Here is a 19096-nt window from a genome sequence, read left to right as displayed (position 1 = left end):
TTTTGACCGTTATTGCAAATGTAAAAAACTATAAATATGTTTGCAACTATAAAAAGTATAGTTTTATTTAAAAAAAATAATATGAGTTTTCTACAATTAGCAAAAGAACGCTACACTACAAAGAAATACAATCCTAATGGAAAAATTTCATTAGAAACAATTGAAGAATTAAAGGCAATATTAAATTTATCGCCATCTTCCATTAATAGTCAACCTTGGCATTTTACTTTTGTGTCAAATACTGAGACAAAAAAACTCTTAGCAGAAGCTTCCTATTTTAATGCGTCAAGAGTTTTAGATTCGAGTCATACAGTAGTGTTTAGTGTGATTGATAGCGTTCAAAAGTTTGAACAAAAGTTTGAAGGAGAAATAGAAAATAATCTGCCAGAAGGAGCAGTAGGATATTATAAACAATATTTAAAACCACTACCAGAAGAAGAGATAAAAGCTTGGATGACAAATCAAGTATACTTATCATTAGGGTATTTTTTATCAGCTTGTGCGAGTTTAGAAATAGATTCCACTCCTATGGAAGGAATAGAAAAAGAAACGTATAAGAAAATACTAGGATTAGAAGATTATCAGCCTTTATTTGCTGTTGCAATAGGAAAAAGAGATCAAGAAGATGTAAATCAACCCCATATAAAGTCAAAATTTCGTTTAAATCTAAATGAAGTTGTAACAGAAATAAAATAAATTCTATTTGTTTTCTATATACATATTTACCTCCTTGTCTTTTGTAGTTTACATTTAGCATGGAGGAGTTAGGAGGTAAGTATGCTTTTTATTCAGTTCGATAAAAGAAAGAACTACTTAATGATGATTCCATATTGATCTAATAGCCCTTTGATATTTTCTTGAGAAAAAATAGCTTTTTTTAATTGATTCTTCTCCGGGTTAATCGAGAAATTATGACTAGAATAAAAATCAGATTTTGTAAGATTGGTATTTGAAAAAACAGCCAATCTAAGATTACAGTTGTCAAATAAAGCCTCTGTTAGGTCGCTTTCCATAAAATCTACTGAAACCATACTGCAATTGGTAAATTGAATTTTTTTAAGTTTTAGTTTGTAAAATTGAGCATAATCTAAAAGACAATTTGTGAAATGAAATTCATAAATAACCTGATCAGTCATAGCAAAATTTACATTTGTAAAATTACTATCCATAAATAATACATTTCGTAAACCTACATGACCAATTTTAGCCTCTTTGAAATTACAATTTCTGAAATTGCAATCCATAAAAGTGGTTCCTGTAAAAAAAGCCTGTGTAAAATCACAATCGATAAATGTACAATTATCAAATTCTTTATGAGTCAGTTCGTATGAGCTGTACGTAATCTGATTAAAACTTTTGTCGTATATAAACTCGTGCATGTTTTTTTGTGCAAAGTAAAGAAATCTAGTTTGTTTTAGAATAAAAATAAACTGTATTGTTTGTAGATTATTGTTTTAATAAATAACGGGTCTTTAACCCCGATTTCAGAAAGTATTATTCTTTGAAAAATGAGAGCTAACTTGAACTTGCGAGCGAAGCCTATCTATAAAATGGTGAATTTATCCCCTCCCAAATTTTGGCTTAAATGTAAGAAGGCTTCCATTTGAAAGCCCTTTGACACAATCAATGATGAAACACCATGTTATCTCGTATAGAATAATTTTAGCAAAGATATTACATTTCCTCAATAAATTTATAAAGTATTTAGATTAAATAAAAAAGAGGGTGTTCTAAAAGTCGAAGCTAGTTTTTTAGAATCGCTTAAACCCAGATTACGCATTAGACTTCGTTGTAAAACAAAATTTTTCAATAAATTCAAGAGCTCACGGAAAATTTTATAAGAAGAAATTCAAGAATATATTAACTATTACAATAACGAAAGAATCAAGTCTAATCTAAACAAAATGAGCCCGATAAAATATCGAACTCATTATTATCAAAATTAAGTTTAAATTTGTCTAAACTTTTGGGTGCAGTGTATTTTTTTAGGACAGCCTCTTTTTATGTTTGATTTTTAAAGAGTTGTTAACTTCTACGGCCTCTACGATCCGATGAAGAAGAATCTGAACGACGAGATCGTCTTTCGTTTTTAGGGGCTCTGTCATCAGAAGAATTTCTTCTATCGGATGATCTTTTACCTCCATCGCGTCTATCACCTCTAGGAGCGCCTTCTCCACGTCTTTCTCCGCGTTCTCCTCCTTCTCGTTTTCCGCCTCTACCACCATGATCACGACGTTTATTGTTAGAAGATCCATCGTTTTTAGATATTTCTACATTTATACGACGTCCTTCTAAAGTAATACCGTTTAAATTATTCATAACTAATTCTACGTGTTCAGCATCGGTATTAAAGAAAGAAAAGCCTTCTTTTACATCTACTTTAAATACGTCATCACGACCTAATTCTAGTTTTTCTTTTAAGAAATCTTTTAATTCCATCCATTCAAAACCATCACGAGCTCCAATGTTAATGAAGTAACGAACAGCGCCTTCTGTAGGAATAGTTGTTGTTTTATTACCAGAAGATTCTTGATGTAAATCACGCGATTTTTTATAGTAAGATAAGAAACGATTGAATTCAACCGATACCATTTTTTTAATTAATTCTTCTTTGGTTAAATCTTGAAGAACATCATAAATAGCAGGTAAGTAATTGTCAATTTCATGATCTACTTCTACGTCTTTTATTTTGTTAGCTAAGTGATATAGTTGAATTTCACAAATTTCAATTCCACTAGGAATAGGTCTTTCTTCAAATTTAGTTTTGATGATTCGCTCAATTTGATGAATTTTTCGTAGTTCACTTTTTGTGATAATAACCATTGAAGTACCTGATTTTCCAGCACGACCAGTACGACCTGAACGGTGAGTATAGGTTTCAATTTCATCAGGTAATTGATAATTAATAACATGTGTTACATCATCTACGTCTATACCACGTGCTGCAACGTCAGTAGCTACTAACATTTGAATCTGACGACCACGAAATGCTTTCATAACAGCATCACGTTGAGCTTGTGATAAATCACCATGTAAGGCAGCAGCATTATAACCATCTTCAATTAATTTTTCTGCAATTGCCTGTGTATCCCTTTTTGTTCTACAAAAAATAACAGAAAAAATATCAGGATTAGTATCAGCCAAACGCTTTAAAGCAGCATAACGATCGCGTGCATTAACTAAATAAAACTCATGTGAAACGTTTGTAGAACCTTGGTTTTTGTGACCTACTGTAATTTCTTGTGGAGTGTGCATGAATTGTTTTGCAATTCTTGCTACTTCAGCAGGCATTGTAGCCGAAAACAACCAAGTATTTTTGTCATCAGGAGTATCAGATAAAATAGAGCAGATATCATCGTAGAATCCCATATTAAGCATTTCATCTGCTTCATCTAATACACAGATTGAGATGTTTTTAATATTAACCATTCCACGGTTAATCATATCCTGCATACGTCCCGGAGTAGCTACAATAACTTGAGCACCTCTTTTTACTTCTCTAGCCTGTTCATTAATGCTTGCACCACCATATACCGCTACGGTATTTAAATTCTTGATGTACTTAGAATAAAGTTTGATTTCATTCGTAATTTGCAAACATAATTCACGAGTAGGAGATAATATTAACGCTTGAGTTGTTCGGTCTTCTGCGTTGATTTTTTGAATAAGAGGAAAGCCAAATGCGGCTGTTTTTCCAGTACCAGTTTGCGCCAGTGCAACAATGTCGGTATCTTGCTCTAATAATAGAGGAATCGCTTTTTCTTGTACTTCAGAGGGATTTTCAAATCCTAGATCTTTAATCGCCAGCACTAGCGATTCATTAAGACCTAATTGTTCAAATTTATTCATTACTTATTTTTAAATTGGGCGCAAAGGTAATGAAAAGTTATAAGTTAATCCCGTAAAATAGATTTTTTTTTAAATATCTTCAAAAAAATAAGAGTTTGGTTATTAAAATTTTAAATAAAATTTAAAAAAGAAGCTGTCTAAAAGTGTAAACTCAATGTTTAGCTCATGGTTTCAATTAAAGGGAGAAGTTATATTATCGTCGTTATAGTTTTTTTCCTTACTTGAAGTCATAAAATTGAGACCTTTTTAGACAGCTTATTTATTATTATTCTTTGTTTGAAGAATTATAATTTTACCATGTTCTGTGCTAATGTTTCAATAAATTTAGTGATAGGGGCTTTAATCATCATAGCCATCATAGCATTAAATTCTCCTTCAAATATTAATTGAATATCAGTAGATTCAGTTGCTGTTTCATTAATGTTGGCAGTTAATGTAAATGGTAATTTACTAGAAGCTGCTCCTAAAACAATTTTTGATGTAGGTACGGATTCTTTTTAACTAATTTAATTTCAGGCATACCTTTTAAGCCAAATTCAAAGCAATTTTCATCAATTACTTCAAATTTAGCCGTGTTTTCAGGCATTAATTTCTCAAAATTTTTAACATCAGACAGTTCGTTAAATATATATTCTGAAGATTTTGCCACTGTTACTTTTGGGCTCTCTAAATTCATAATTGTTCTTTTAAATATTATACTTCAATATTCCATTCAGATGGGTTTTTTCGCCAATCTGTAAGTAATTCATGTTCTTTTTCTGTTATGTAATTTTTAATTACGGCTAATTCTAAAAGATTTTCATAATTGCTTAATGTAAATAGATCTACATTCGCATTCTTAAAATTTTCTTCAGCAACTGGAAAACCATAAGTAAAAACGGCAGCCATACCTTTTATATTAGCACCTTCATTGCGTAAAGCTTCAACTGCTAGTAAACTACTGTTTCCTGTACTAATTAAGTCTTCCACAACGACTACATTTTGACCTTTCTGTAAAAAACCTTCCACTTGATTTTTGCGACCGTGTTTTTGGGTTCTGGACGTACATACACAAAAGGCAATCCTAATTCTTGTGCTACCAATATACCTATACCAATAGCTCCTGTTGCTACTCCCGCAATTACATCGGGCTTACCAAATTGTTTTTCAATATTTTTTGCAAATTCATCTTTTACATAATTTCGTATTGCCGGAAACGAAAGTAATATCCTGTTATCACAGTAGATGGGCGATTTCCAACCAGAAGCCCATGTAAAAGGATTTTTAGAATTCAATTTAATTGCATTTATTTGTAAAAGCAATTCGGCAGTTTTACTCGCTGTATCTTTATTAAAAATCATACTGCAAATGTATAAAGTTTTTGTGAACGACAAACCACTTTTCCTGACAAATCAATTTGTTAAGGAAACTGATTTCAAGTTTTTTTTACTTGAAAGTATTGATATAGAACAGCTTATTGTAAGCTATTTTCAAAACAAAATTCAAAAGGCTTATTTGTATCATCCTGATGAAAAAGAAATATTGAATACTCTAAAATCTAAAATTAAAGTAAACTTTGCGGGAGGCGGGTTAGTTTATAATAGTAAAAGAGAGGTTCTTTTTATTTATCGAGGAGGAAAATGGGACTTGCCTAAAGGAGGAATTGATAAAGGAGAACAAATTGAAGAAACAGCTATTCGTGAAGTTGAAGAAGAAACGGGTGTTACAAATCTCAAGATTATTCAAAAACTTCAAAAAACCTATCACATTTTTAGAAGAAATGGTAAATATCGATTGAAAATTACACAATGGTATGAAATGCAAACGGATTATGATGGCTCGTTAGTAGGACAATTAGATGAAGGAATTGAAAAAGTAGCTTGGCTTAATCCAATTCAAATAGAGGAAGCGTTAACGAATTCATACGAAAACATCAAGCTTCTTTTTGAAAAAGAAAATGCAAGAATAAAATATTAAAAAAAGATAAAAAGATCTACTAAAAAGGAGTAGATCTTTTTTGTTTTAATCCAGATATCATATTCATTCTTTAATCTCTGATAAATATAGATTAACTGATAGTCTTTTACGATGAAAATAAAAAAGAGTGAAGAAGCTACAAATTCGCCGAATTTTTTCTGAGATAAGCATATATAAAAACAGGTAAAGTATGACATGTTACTTAGGAAGATGATAAAAAAATCTTATTGTAAGTACCATATAATATGATTTACTTCTATTAATTCATTTCGATTTTTCCTTTGGTTGAAATAAAATTGTAATCTTTTACTACAACCTTTAATTATTAAATAATTTGTTTGTCTATTTCAGGATAGAGAGAAATTTATAGTACTGCCATTAAATGAATTATTTGATTATTCTGTTAATATATGAAATGAGTAACTAAATAGATTTTTTTGAAAAAATAGAATGACAGAGTGCTTGGGGTAAGTTTTTTGAATATTAAATAAGTTACAGATTTTAAGTTTTAATTATTTAGAGAACCGTTTTTTTTAATTTTTGTTTGTTTTATTTGTTTTAAGGTTTTAAATTTAAACTAAAATGTTTTTTAAGGTTTAAAAATAAAATTAAATATATCAATTTTGCTTTATAAATAAATTATTAATCAAATCTGAAATCAGATATCTAAAAATAATATAATTATGTGTGGAATTGTATGCGCCTTCAAACTAAAGCAAAAAGCGGAAACGTTAAGACCTCAGGTGTTAGAAATGGCTAAAATTATCCGTCACCGCGGACCCGATTGGAGTGGTATTTTTTCTAATGATAAAGCTATTTTGGCTCATGAACGTTTAGCAATTGTAGATCCAGCTTCAGGAAAACAACCTTTGTTTAGTCCTGATGGTAACTTAGTTTTAGCTGCTAATGGAGAAATATATAATCACAGAGAATTACGCAAGCAATTTGAAGGAAAGTATGATTTTAAAACACAAAGTGATTGTGAAGTAATTTTAGCTTTATATCAAGAAAAAGGACCTTTTTTTGTGGATGAGATGAATGGAATTTTTGGTTTTGCCTTATATGATGTAGAAAAAGATGAATACTTTATTGCTCGTGATCACGTTGGGATTATTCCTTTATATATTGGTTGGGATAAGAACGGAACTTTTTATGTAGCATCTGAGTTAAAAGCCTTAGAAGGATATTGTTCCAAAATTGAGTTATTTCCACCGGGACATTATTTGTATAGTAAAACAGGAGAGTTAGTAAAATGGTATAATCGTGAATGGGGTGAATACCAAGCTGTAAAAGAAAATGAGACTAGTATTCAAACTATTCGTGAAGCCCTTGAAGCGGCTGTTCATCGTCAGTTAATGAGTGATGTTCCTTATGGTGTTTTGTTATCAGGAGGTTTGGATTCATCCATTACTTCTGCTATTGCTAAAAAATTTGCAAGTCGTCGTATCGAAACAGATGATAAATCAGAGGCATGGTATCCACAATTACATTCATTTGCTGTAGGATTAGAAGGATCGCCTGACTTAGCTGCGGCACAAAAAGTAGCAGACCATCTAGGAACTATTCATCATGAAATAAAATTTACCATTCAAGAAGGATTAGATGCTATCCGAGATGTGATTTATAATCTTGAAACCTATGATGTAACAACTGTTAGAGCTAGTACACCTATGTATTTAATGGCGCGTGTAATAAAATCTATGGGAATTAAAATGGTTTTGTCTGGTGAAGGTTCTGATGAATTGTTTGGAGGTTATCTATATTTTCATAAAGCTCCTAATGCAAAAGAGTTTCACGAAGAAACAGTACGTAAACTAAGTAAACTTCACATGTATGATTGTTTAAGAGCTAACAAAAGTTTAGCTGCTTGGGGAATTGAAGGACGTGTTCCTTTTTTGGATAAAGAGTTTATGGATGTAGCAATGCGTATTAATCCTCAAGATAAAATGATTAATGGAGAAAAAATGGAAAAATGGGTTCTTCGAAAAGCTTTTGAAGATATGTTGCCAGAAAGTGTTGCTTGGCGTCAAAAAGAACAGTTTAGTGATGGAGTAGGATATAGTTGGATAGATACATTAAAAGAAATTGTAAACAAAGAAGTTTCAGATGAACAATTAGAAAATGCTAAATTTAGATTTCCTATTCAAACACCAATGAACAAAGAAGAGTATTACTATCGTACTATTTTTAGTGAACATTATCCGAGTGATACTGCAGCTTTATGTGTTCCACAAGAAGCGAGTGTGGCTTGTAGTACAAAAATAGCTTTAGAATGGGATGAAGCTTTTAAAAAATTAAACGACCCTTCAGGACGTGCTGTGGCAAAAGTACATGATGATGCTTATGAAAAATAAATCAAATAATTTAGTGTTCGATTTACTTTGCTATCAAATTAAATAAAAAGTAAAAACCTCAATCGTTCTTCTTTTGAGGTTTTTTATTAGGACTCATTTCTGAAAGTTTAAATTTAAACCAAATTCCGTATTAGAAATAAAAAGAATTTTGAATCGAACAAAGTATACGATTTTTTATTCTTGTTTGATATAAAAAGCATTTAAAAGGATTTAAAAGGATTTAAAAGGATTTAAAAGGATTTAAAAGGATTTAAAAGGATTTAAAAGGATTTAAAAGGATTTAAAAGGATTTTTATGAAATAATAATTTTAACATTTTTTGAAAGATAAAGAAAATCTCATTTAAGGCTATTTTCGTTTGATTTAAGCAATTATCTCTTTATTAACTTTGTAATGTTAATAAACTAAAGAGGGATTTAAGTCGTTTTGTCGTTTTAAAAAGTGGTATTTCATTATATTTGCATGTTAGACAAAAGTAATGCAATTTCGAAAAAGATATTATGAGCGAAGAAGTTAAAAAGAATAATTATTCTGCTGACAGTATTCAGGCACTTGAAGGAATGGAGCACGTGCGTATGCGTCCATCCATGTATATTGGTGATACAGGTGTAAGAGGATTACACCACCTAGTATATGAAGTAGTAGATAACTCAATTGATGAAGCCTTAGCAGGACACTGTGATACTATTTTTGTTACCATAAATGAAGATAATTCCATAACGGTAGAGGATAACGGTCGTGGTATTCCTGTTGATATACACAAAAAAGAAGGAGTTTCAGCCCTTGAGGTTGTAATGACTAAAATTGGAGCAGGAGGTAAGTTCGATAAAGATTCGTATAAAGTATCTGGAGGTCTTCATGGAGTAGGGGTGTCGTGTGTAAATGCTCTTTCCGATAATTTGAAAGCGACAGTTTACCGCGAAGGAAAAATATACGAGCAAGAATACGAAAGAGGAAAAGCACAGTATCCTGTAAAGCAAGTAGGTGAAACAGACAAACGCGGTACGACGGTTTGGTTTAAGCCTGATGGAACTATTTTTCAACAAACTTTAGAGTATTCTTATGATACTTTGGCAGCTCGTATGCGTGAGTTAGCCTTCTTGAATAAAGGAATCATGATTACTCTTACAGATAAAAGAGAACAAGATAAAGAAGGGAAATTTCTAGGAGAAACATTTCATTCTAAGGAAGGTTTGAAAGAATTTGTTAAATTCTTAGATGGAAATCGTGTGCCAATTATTGGTCATGTAATTTCAATGGAAAACGATAAAGGAGAAATTCCTGTTGAAGTAGCCTTAATTTATAACGATAGTTATTCAGAAAATATATTTTCTTATGTAAATAATATTAATACCCATGAAGGAGGTACGCATTTACAAGGCTTCCGTATGGGATTAACACGTACGCTGAAGAAATATGCCGATGCTTCAGGGTTATTAGATAAATTAAAATTTGAAATTTCAGGAGACGATTTTCGTGAAGGATTAACGGCTATTATTTCTGTAAAAGTCGCAGAACCACAATTTGAAGGACAAACCAAAACCAAATTAGGTAATCGTGAAGTCGTTTCCCCTGTATCACAAGCAGTAGCTGAAATGTTAGAGAATTATTTGGAAGAAAATCCAAATGATGCTAAAATCATTGTACAAAAAGTTATTCTTGCGGCACAAGCACGTCATGCTGCTAAAAAAGCCCGTGAAATGGTACAGCGTAAAACCGTAATGGGCGGTGGAGGTTTGCCGTGTAAATTATCAGACTGCTCAGAGCAAGATCCTACAAAATGTGAAATTTTTCTTGTCGAGGGAGACTCGGCAGGTGGTACAGCTAAACAAGGACGTGATCGAGCTTTTCAAGCTATTTTACCTTTGCGAGGTAAGATCCTAAATGTCGAAAAAGCGATGCACCACAAAGTGTTCGAAAACGAAGAAATTCGAAATATATTTACAGCTTTAGGAGTAACAGTTGGTACTGCTGAAGATAGTAAAGCATTAAATCTAGAAAAATTACGTTACCATAAAGTAGTAATCATGTGTGATGCTGATATTGACGGTAGTCATATTTCTACATTGATTCTAACCTTTTTCTTTCGATTTATGAAAGAGTTAATAGAAGAAGGCCACGTATATATTGCAACACCACCTTTATATCTTGTTAAAAAGGAAATAAAAAGGAGTATGCTTGGGATGAAAAACAACGTGATATGATTAATGAAAAGATGGGAGGAGGTTCCAATATTCAGCGTTATAAAGGTCTTGGAGAAATGAACGCAGAACAATTATGGGAAACAACTTTAAATCCTGCCTATAGAACATTACGACAGGTAACTATTGATAGTTTAACTGAAGCAGATAGGGTGTTTTCAATGTTGATGGGAGATGAAGTACCTCCTCGTAGGGAATTTATTGAAAAAAATGCCATTTATGCAAATATTGATGCGTAATACATAGTGAATATTAATTAAAGACTGGATTTGTTCCAGTCTTTTTTTTATAAATTTTTTATAAATGAATTCATGTCGTATTTTTTTTGTATATTCGAAAGAGCTTCTTGTTTAGTTAATACTGTATTTTAGACTTTGTAATGAAGATAAAAAGATCAAGAAAATAAAAGTGAATAGATTTTTTTAGCAGATGTAGTTTTGCCATCTCAAGAATAAAAAGAAATATAAGAACATTTTTATCTATGATATAATTTAGCCTGATTACTTCATTTGAGGCTAGTATAGAAAAATAAATAAAGAGCTTTGATGTGTAAAATTAATAAAAATGTAATTTATTATGAAAGTAACTATAGTAGGAGCTGGAAATGTAGGTGCTACTTGTGCCGATGTAATGGCTTATAGAGGAATTGCTAGTGAGGTTGTTTTATTAGATATTCGTGAAGGTTTTGCAGAAGGAAAGGCATTAGATATATCTCAATGTGCAACTAACACAGGTTTTAATACTAAATTGGTAGGGGTAACCAATGATTATTCTAAAACAGCGAATAGTGACGTAGTTGTAATTACTTCTGGTATTCCCCGTAAGCCGGGTATGACACGAGAAGAATTAATTGGGATTAATGCTGGAATTGTAAAATCAGTTGCTGAAAATCTCCTTGCTCATTCACCTAATGCGGTATTTGTTATAGTTTCAAATCCAATGGATACGATGACTTACTTAACTTATAAAACTTTAGGTATTCCTAAAAGTAGAGTAATAGGAATGGGAGGAGCTTTAGATAGCGCACGTTTTAAAACCTACCTAGCATTGGCTTTAGATAAACCAACAAATGATATTTCGGCTATGGTTATTGGAGGGCATGGTGATACTACAATGATTCCTTTAACACGTTTGGCATCCTATAATGGTATTCCTGTTTCACAGTTTTTGTCAGAAGAACAATTAAAACAAATAGTTTCAAATACGATGGTAGGTGGGGCAACTCTAACTTCCTTATTAGGTACATCAGCTTGGTATGGCCCTCGGTACATCAGTAGCTTACTTGGTAGATTCTATATTAAATAATCAGAAAAAAATGATAGTTTGCTCTGTTTATTTAGAGGGGGAATATGGACAAAATGATATATGTATAGGAGTTCCTTGTATTATAGGAAGTAATGGAGTAGAAGAAATAATAGATATAAAATTAAATGATCTTGAGGAGGAATTGTTTGTTAAATCATCAGCGGCCGTTCGCAATATGAATGAGACTCTTGGAGAATTATTATAATAAGAATTTAACTTCCTCAAAAAGACTGCTCTTTTGCAGTCTTTTTTTTTAATATAATTTTTGTAAATTAATTGGTTTATCGTATTCAGAATTATATATTTGCAAGTTTTAGTAAATACTCCTATTGTATTTAGGAGTCTTTTATTAACCAAAAACGAACGTAGAACAAATTAATTAATTTTTTACAAAGAATGCAGAATAGAGGACTCATTAAGTTTTTTGCAATCATCTTTGCTTTAGTAAGTATTTACCAGCTTACTTTCACTTTTGTAGCGAATAAAGTTAAAAGTGATGCAAAAGCATTTGCAAATGGAAATCAAGAAAAGGAGATTAAGTATCTTGATTCAATTGGTAAACAAAAAGTTTTTAGTTTAGGGTTTACTGATTTTACTTACAATGAAGTAGCCGATAAGCAAATTAACAAAGGTTTAGACTTAGAAGGAGGGATTAATGTTACCTTGCAAATCTCTGTGAAAGATGTATTAAAAGGTTTAGCTAATAATACATCAAATGCTATATTTAATAAAGCTTTAGCAGAGGCTAAGAAAAACCAACAAGGAAATCAATCTTTTCTAGATGCTTTTTTGAAGCATTTGAAAAAGCTTCCGCTGGTTCAGGAACTAAATTAGCTTCTCCAGATGTTTTTGGAAATAGAAATTTAGCTGATGAAATTAACTTCAATATGTCAGATTCAAAAGTAAAAGCTGTAATAGCTAAGAAAGTAGATGAGTCTGTACAAAGTGCATTTGGAGTATTACGTGAGCGTATAGATAAATTTGGTGTTACACAACCTAATATCGTTAAATTAGGAAATACAGGACGTATTTTAGTAGAGTTACCAGTGCTAAAGATGTAGATCGTGCTAAAAAATTATTATCTTCTACAGCTCAATTAGAATTTTGGGAAACTTATAAAATGGAAGAGGTAGCCTCTTATTTAATGACTGTTAATGAAGCGCTAAAGAAAACTGAAAAAGTAGAACCTACTGTTAAAGAAACTAAATCTTCTTCTAAAGTGAATGATTTGTTAGTTGACAAATCAAAAGATTCTGCAAGCAATGCAAAAGGTAACAATCCATTGTTTGATAAATTAATGCCTTTACAACAAGGAGGTTCTATCATAGGTATGATTGCAACTAAAGATACAGCGGTAGTTAATGCTTATTTAAGAAGAGCCGATATAAAAGCTTTATTACCAGCTAATTTAGCAGATGTTAAGTTCTTATATGGTAAAGCAAAAGATGAAGAAGCAGAGGCTGTTGAGGTATATGCTATTAAAGGAAATAGAACCAATACACCTCCAATGAGTGGTAGTGTATTAATAGATGCTGCTGATACTTTTGATCAAATGGGAAAACCAGCTGTTTCTATGCAAATGAATGGAAAAGGAGCCAAAATTTGGGAAGAATTAACAGGAAGAGTATTTTCTCAAAAGAATGCAATTGCCATTGTTTTAGATGATGTAGTTTATTCTGCACTCGGTGTAACGTCAGGTCCTATTGCAGGAGGACGTTCGGAAATTTCTGGAACTTTTAAAATTGATGAAACAAAAGACTTAGCTAATGTCTTACGTGCTGGTAAATTACCTGCGGCGGCTGAAATTGTTCAATCAGAAGTAGTAGGTCCATCATTAGGTCAAAAAGCCATTGATAATGGTACTATGTCCGCTATTGTAGGTTTATTAGCCGTAATGTTATGGATGTGGGTATATTATGGTAAATCAGGTACTTATGCTAATATAGCATTAGTAGTTAATTTATTGTTCTTATTTGGTATTTTAGCAAGTTTAGGAGCCGTATTAACATTGCCGGGTATTGCAGGTATTGTGCTAACATTAGGTACAGCAGTAGATGCAAATATTATTATTTATGAAAGAGCAAAAGAAGAATTACGCCATGGTTTAAATCTAGGTGACGCTGTACAAAAATCATTTTCTTGGACAGGTGCTATGCGTTCTATTATTGATGCAAACGTAACCCACGTATTAACTGGAGCTATTTTATACACTTTCGGTACAGGACCTATCAAAGGTTTTGCAACCACTTTATTAATAGGTATCGTGACTTCATTGTTTACTTCTATCTTCATTACAAGAATTTTCCTAGATAGAGCAGTAGCTAAAAATGATGCACTATCATTTACTACAGATTGGTCTAAAAACTGGTTTACAGGTTATCATTTTGATTTCTTAAAAATTAAGAAATTTACTTATGCTTTTTCATTAACAGTAACTCTAATCAGTTTAGTTTCAATATTTTTTGTAAATGGATTAGATCAAGGAGTTGATTTTGTTGGAGGTAGAACTTTTCAAGTAAAATTTGAAAAGCCAGTTGATGCTGCTATTGTGTCAGAAGAATTAGGAAAAGTATTTGGTGTGCCTGCTGAAGCTAAAGTATTTGGAGATTCAGATCAATTAAGAATTACAACTAAATATAAAATTGAAGAAGAAGGCGTTGCTGTAGATGAAGAAGTTAATAAATTGTTATACCAAGGATTATCTAAGTATTTCCCGTGTATGGATTATAAAAAATTTATTACCTTAACAGATGGAAAGAAATTAGCCGTACTATCAGGGTCTAAAGTTGGAGCCGCTATTTCTAATGACATCAAAACAAACTCTTTTTGGGCTGTTATTGGAGCAATGTTAGTAGTTGGTTTATATTTAGTAATTTCATTCCGCAAGTTAGGATACTCATTAGGAGCAGTAGCAGCAGTAGCACACGACGTAATATTTGTATTAGGTATTTACTCATTATGCTATAAGTTTATGCCTTTCCACATGGAAATGGATCAGCACTTTATTGCAGCTATCTTGACAGTTATTGGTTATTCAATGAATGATACTGTAATTGTATTTGACCGTATTCGTGAGTTCCTAGCAGGTGATTTAAAAGGAAACTTTAATCATATCGTAAACGAATCTATTAATACTACTTTGTCTAGAACAATCAATACTTCGTTAACTATGATTTTAGTATTAGCTATCATGTTTGTGTTTGGTGGTGAGTCTATTAGAGGCTTTATCTTTGCCATGTTAATAGGAATTGTTGTAGGTACCTATTCATCATTATTTATAGCTACTCCTGTGTTAGTAGATACTTTATCTAAAAAAGATAAAGAAGAAATAGAAAAAAGACATGAAGAAATAAAATCTTAAAATAAATCTTTTTAAAAACAAAAAGTCCCGATGTTATTCGGGACTTTTTTTGTATATTGACTAATAAAAATATAAAAAAATGGAAATTTCTTGGTTTGATTTTGAATCTGTAGAAATGCGAGTTGGGACTATAATTAGAGTATATGATTTTCCAGAAGCTCGTAAACCAGCATATCAATTAACAATTGATTTCGGAAAAGAGATAGGGATTAAGAAATCTTCAGCGCAAATAACAAAAAGATATTCGAAAGAAGAATTAATTAATAAACAAATCATAGCGGTTGTGAATTTTCCTAAAAAACAAATTGGTAAATTTATGAGTGAGTGTTTAGTTCTAGGATCTATAGGACAAGATAATGATATCGTATTATTATCTACTGATCAAAAAGTAATAAATGGTTTACGCATCGGTTGAATCCAAAAATCGTATTAAATTTTGTTTCATAACGAAGTCTAATGCGTAATTCTATCTAACTTAATTTAAGGAATTGATAAAGAAGTAGTTTCGATTCCGTATTTTTTAATCATTTTTTTAATTTGTATCGTTTTTTTATTCTTCATTTCTTGAATATATTGGTCTGTATTTATTGGTATATAATGTTGTTTTTTGACTATCATATTCCAAATTATAACTGCTATTTTTCTTGCTGTTGCTGTAATTGCAGCACCTCTTCCTTTTTTAAAAGAAATCCTTTTAAAGAACATAACGAGGTAACCTTCTTTTTTTCTTTCAATTGTATTTGCCGCATTTCTTAATGTCAATGCAAATTTATTTTTCCCTTTTGGAGTTCTGCTACTCAAAACCTTACCTCCACTAATTTTATTATTTGGAGCTAACCTGAGCCAATTCACAAATTGCTTGGAGGTCTTGAATTTATATATATCGGTGCCTATTTCGGCTAAAAAACTAGTAACGGTTCCTGAGCAAACTGATTCTATAGCAAAGAGATCTACTCCAAAAAGTTTTAAACTATATTTCTGTACATCAAATTTGGGTTGGTTTTTCCCTTTATTCTGTTTCTTTACCAATTCGATATCTTCTGATAAAACAATTTCTCTGGTTTGATTTTTCAGCACTTGATCAATACGAGTATCGGTGTTTTTTATTTTATCTTGAATAAGTCTGTAAATATCATAACAATCGGAAAGCTCATGTAGGTATTCATTGTTTATTTTACCTTGTAAAGCGTCGGCTATTTCTTCTTTGCTTTTTTTAACTCGTTTGTCGCAATATTCAGCTAATTTTTCACCTGAAGTTTCACCTGATAGTATCATCTCAATTACTCTTATTCCAGAAACTCCTGTGATGTCACTTATCACAACGTCGAGTCTGAAGTTCATTAAACGTAATGCTTTTTGCATTTTGTTTACAAAGCCTGAACTTTGTTCAATCAAACTAGAACGATGTCTATGAAGTGTTCTTATCTGCAAAGTGGTTTCAGAGGGCAAAAAGAACCTCGTAATAGCCCTAAAGAATGAAGTTTCTGTATCCATTGTGCATCTTTCACATCTGTCTTTGCTTTGAGGTTTTTTGTTTGAGTCCCTTGAACCAAAAGAACTTCAAAACCATTTCCCTGCAAGATCATAAACAAAGATTGCCAATAACTTCCTGTGGACTCCAAAGCAACACTACGAATCTTGTTCTCTTGAAGATAAGCTACCAAAGCGCATAATCCTGATTGATAAACATTAAATTCTCTAATTTGATTTTCATCCTGTCCTATGGCTACAAAATGAGAACGTGACCCAACATCAATTCCTGCAGCATTAGGATTTACAATTTGCATTTTTTCGAAACTTTTCATAAAATATCTTTTTATTAAAATGCGAGGAAATGTAATATCTTTGCTTAAATTATTCTATACGAGATAACATGGTGTTTCATCATTGATTGTCTCAAAGGGCTTCCAAATGGAAGCCTTTTTACATTTCAGCCAAAATCTGGGAGGGGATAAATTCACCATTTTATACATAGGCTTCGCTCGCAAGTACAAGTTAGCTCTCATTTGTCAAAGAACAATACTTTCTTGAAATCTGGGTTAAAAAGTGTAAATAAAAAAAAGGCTATAGATACAGAAAAAGAAGTTGTCCTATTTTTTGAACAACCTCTTTTTTATTAAAATATTCGAATTTCTATCGGAGAAAATTTATATAAACAATTTTAGTAAATACTATTGATTTTTAGGTTACCCTCTTTGATGAGTGTTATGCTATCATTATGCCTTTTTTGTTTTATTTTGCTGATTCTTTGCTTTTAACATTTCTTCTTTAGCTTTAATCATTTCCTCTCGCGCTTTAATCATTTCCTCTCGTGCTTTTAGCATTTCCTCTTTAGCTTTCTTTATTTCGGAATCGTTTTCTTTCTCATTCCAATTAAAATCAAAATTAAAATCTTCTGGTTTGATTTTTTCTATTTCAACTTTCATTTGATCCATTTTCGGACGCATGCTATTTATTTTTTCACGTAGTTTGCTGAACTGTTTTTGGGAGTTAGATAAAGCATCTTTAGTTATTTTTTCTATCTCATTCGAATCAAATTTAAATATATCTTCATTGTTGAATTTTAATACCATAGGACCGTCTTCTTGCATATTAAATTCAAAATTACCATTAAAATCTTTTAATGCTTTTTTATATTCTTCTGAATCGGTTTCTATCGTTTTACCATTTATGATAATTTCAGGTTTCCCATTATTTTGTTTTTTAATAATGATACTTTTATTATAATTTTTTAAAGAGGATTTATCAGCTTCTTTCTTTTCTAATTTATTTGATGCGTCTGGATTTTTAGGTGTAGATATTATTTCTTCTGATTCATGAATTATATCATTTTCTGGGTCTAAAAATGAAAAACCAAAGCTATTATTTTCATTATTAGATTTGTGAAGATTCTTAGAAGAATTGATTTCGTTTGCTTTTCCAAATCCTACTCTGTTTTTAGTTTTATGGAAATAAATTGGTTTTATAGGATCATCTCCCTGTATGTGTGTCATTCCTTTCTTACCTTCAAAATCTTTGTATTCTATTTTAATAGCTGTTATTTCTCCTTTTGTATTGCGTTTGATTTTAGAATATTTAAGGACTACACCAAATTTTTCTTTAGCTATTTTAATGTCCTCTTTTATTTCTTGTTCACTAGAATTTTTATCAGTAGTAATATATAAATCACTAGAGTTAGATTGAGTAATGTTTTTTTCTTGTGCAATGGTTTTTGTTTGAAAAAAGAACATAAAACCAGCTAAGACTGGAATTATTAATGCGTATTTCCAAGTTTTCTTTTTTTCTGATTGAGGTTGATTCAACATAATGATTCGATTTTTAATTAATGATGAGTTAAAATGATTTGAAATTGAAAAACAATTCCGTTCTGTAATTACTTTTAGTAAAGCTTTTTGATATTGAGTTTTATCCTTTAAAAATTTACTGGCTTTTTGATCCGCTATGTATTCTAAATTTTGTAATACTGATTTTTTGTATAGCCATATAAATGGATTAAACCAAAAAACAATACAAAATAGTTGGCTAATGAGTGTATCGATAGAGTGTTTATCTTCACTGTGTACTTTTTCATGTAAGAGTATACTTTGTAATTCCTCTTCTGTATAAAAATTAGAATTGTATACGATATAATTAAAAAATGAGAAAGGTGCGATTTCATCATCCAAGTCTACTAGCTTGAATAAACCTCTTTTTATGTTTTTATGTCGATGAAGTAGTTTATACAACGAAAAGAAGCTAATTATGAGTTTACTAAATAAGATTAAAAAAACAATTAAATAAATACTGAGGATGATAATATTCCAATCTACAAGAGAAGCAGATTTAGAGTAATTATTTGTAGTATATTCAACAGTTTGTGAAATAGTGGATTTCTCGGTTATATGAGGTTGAACTATTATGTATTTAGGAATGAATAATAGAGGTAAAATAACAGCAGTTGCTAATCCAGATAATAAAAACCAACGATTGCTGCTAAAAAAAGTTTCTTTGCTTACCATAAAATGATAAGTAATATAAAAAATAATTATTAGTATATTAACTTTGATTATATATAAACTCATCACTTCCATA

At 31.0% G+C, this 19096-nt stretch carries 9 protein-coding genes and 6 pseudogenes; 8 read left to right on the top strand and 7 right to left on the bottom strand.

Annotated elements, in window-relative coordinates; all coding sequences use genetic code 11:
- The first annotated feature begins 81 nt into the window (after positions 1-81).
- Positions 82-696: a nitroreductase family protein gene (locus tag JJC05_RS02390; RefSeq protein WP_164849083.1), complete on the top strand. Its 615-nt coding sequence runs from the start codon at positions 82-84 to the stop codon at positions 694-696.
- 113 nt (positions 697-809) lie between these two features.
- On the opposite strand, the gene JJC05_RS02385 is transcribed toward JJC05_RS02390, so the two are convergent.
- Positions 810-1379: a pentapeptide repeat-containing protein gene (locus JJC05_RS02385; protein WP_105196279.1), complete on the bottom strand. Its 570-nt coding sequence runs from the start codon at positions 1377-1379 to the stop codon at positions 810-812.
- Between the two features lie 465 nt (positions 1380-1844).
- Between JJC05_RS02385 and JJC05_RS02380 the strand changes: the two are divergent.
- Positions 1845-1946 (top strand): annotated as a pseudogene (locus JJC05_RS02380) (IS3 family transposase); the annotation flags it as partial.
- 79 nt (positions 1947-2025) lie between these two features.
- Here JJC05_RS02380 and JJC05_RS02375 read toward each other — a convergent pair.
- From JJC05_RS02375 to pyrE, 3 genes and pseudogenes are all read right to left on the bottom strand, one after another.
- Positions 2026-3849 (bottom strand): DEAD/DEAH box helicase, encoded by a 1824-nt coding sequence (locus JJC05_RS02375; protein ID WP_088394137.1) that lies wholly within the window; start codon positions 3847-3849, stop codon positions 2026-2028.
- A gap of 284 nt (positions 3850-4133) precedes the next feature.
- A pseudogene (locus JJC05_RS02370) lies at positions 4134-4525 on the bottom strand (SRPBCC family protein).
- A 17-nt stretch (positions 4526-4542) separates the two neighbouring features.
- Positions 4543-5189, bottom strand: a pseudogene (gene pyrE, locus JJC05_RS02365) (orotate phosphoribosyltransferase).
- A 7-nt stretch (positions 5190-5196) separates the two neighbouring features.
- Here pyrE and JJC05_RS02360 point away from each other — a divergent pair.
- The 6 genes and pseudogenes from JJC05_RS02360 (at position 5197) to JJC05_RS02335 (ending at position 15440) form a co-directional block, all read left to right on the top strand.
- On the top strand, positions 5197-5805 hold the full coding sequence (locus JJC05_RS02360; protein ID WP_088394143.1) for an NUDIX hydrolase: 609 nt from the start codon (positions 5197-5199) through the stop codon (positions 5803-5805).
- Positions 5806-6488: 683 nt separating this feature from the next.
- Positions 6489-8159, top strand: coding sequence for an asparagine synthase B (gene asnB, locus JJC05_RS02355; RefSeq protein ID WP_235878124.1), 1671 nt, complete (start codon positions 6489-6491; stop codon positions 8157-8159).
- A 499-nt stretch (positions 8160-8658) separates the two neighbouring features.
- A pseudogene (gyrB, locus tag JJC05_RS02350) lies at positions 8659-10598 on the top strand (DNA topoisomerase (ATP-hydrolyzing) subunit B).
- Positions 10599-10935: 337 nt separating this feature from the next.
- Positions 10936-11869, top strand: a pseudogene (gene mdh / locus JJC05_RS02345) (malate dehydrogenase).
- Between the two features lie 191 nt (positions 11870-12060).
- A pseudogene (gene secDF / locus JJC05_RS02340) lies at positions 12061-15025 on the top strand (protein translocase subunit SecDF).
- Positions 15026-15104: 79 nt separating this feature from the next.
- Entirely contained in the window at positions 15105-15440 is a 336-nt protein-coding gene (locus tag JJC05_RS02335; protein ID WP_088393965.1) for a tRNA-binding protein, read from the top strand.
- A gap of 65 nt (positions 15441-15505) precedes the next feature.
- Here JJC05_RS02335 and JJC05_RS02330 read toward each other — a convergent pair whose 3' ends face one another.
- From JJC05_RS02330 to JJC05_RS02320, 3 genes are all read right to left on the bottom strand, one after another.
- Positions 15506-16387 carry a transposase gene (locus JJC05_RS02330; protein WP_235877352.1) on the bottom strand — a complete coding sequence of 294 codons (882 nt, stop codon included), beginning with the start codon at positions 16385-16387 and terminating at the stop codon, positions 15506-15508.
- Positions 16388-16446: 59 nt separating this feature from the next.
- Complete coding sequence (locus tag JJC05_RS02325) at positions 16447-16830, bottom strand: IS110 family transposase (RefSeq protein ID WP_235877302.1); 384 nt, start codon at positions 16828-16830, stop codon at positions 16447-16449.
- A 411-nt stretch (positions 16831-17241) separates the two neighbouring features.
- Positions 17242-19086: a M56 family metallopeptidase gene (locus JJC05_RS02320; RefSeq protein ID WP_181142912.1), complete on the bottom strand. Its 1845-nt coding sequence runs from the start codon at positions 19084-19086 to the stop codon at positions 17242-17244.
- Positions 19087-19096: the final 10 nt, after the last annotated feature.

The sequence above is a fragment of the Flavobacterium davisii genome (genome assembly GCF_019565505.1).
GTDB lineage: Bacteria > Bacteroidota > Bacteroidia > Flavobacteriales > Flavobacteriaceae > Flavobacterium > Flavobacterium davisii.
The sequence above is the reverse complement of the archived record's forward strand: the minus strand, read 5'-3'. Positions and strand labels throughout refer to the sequence as shown.

Excerpts from the sequence above, each read along its gene's own strand:
- JJC05_RS02390 (WP_164849083.1), top strand. The coding sequence starts at position 82 with ATGAGTTTTCTACAATTAGCAAAAGAACGCTACACTACAAAGAAATAC.
- JJC05_RS02385 (WP_105196279.1), bottom strand. The coding sequence starts at position 1,379 with ATGCACGAGTTTATATACGACAAAAGTTTTAATCAGATTACGTACAGC.
- JJC05_RS02375 (WP_088394137.1), bottom strand. The coding sequence starts at position 3,849 with ATGAATAAATTTGAACAATTAGGTCTTAATGAATCGCTAGTGCTGGCG.
- JJC05_RS02360 (WP_088394143.1), top strand. The coding sequence starts at position 5,197 with ATGTATAAAGTTTTTGTGAACGACAAACCACTTTTCCTGACAAATCAA.
- asnB (WP_235878124.1), top strand. The coding sequence starts at position 6,489 with ATGTGTGGAATTGTATGCGCCTTCAAACTAAAGCAAAAAGCGGAAACG.
- JJC05_RS02335 (WP_088393965.1), top strand. The coding sequence starts at position 15,105 with ATGGAAATTTCTTGGTTTGATTTTGAATCTGTAGAAATGCGAGTTGGG.
- JJC05_RS02330 (WP_235877352.1), bottom strand. The coding sequence starts at position 16,387 with ATGCAAAAAGCATTACGTTTAATGAACTTCAGACTCGACGTTGTGATA.
- JJC05_RS02325 (WP_235877302.1), bottom strand. The coding sequence starts at position 16,830 with ATGAAAAGTTTCGAAAAAATGCAAATTGTAAATCCTAATGCTGCAGGA.
- JJC05_RS02320 (WP_181142912.1), bottom strand. The coding sequence starts at position 19,086 with ATGAGTTTATATATAATCAAAGTTAATATACTAATAATTATTTTTTAT.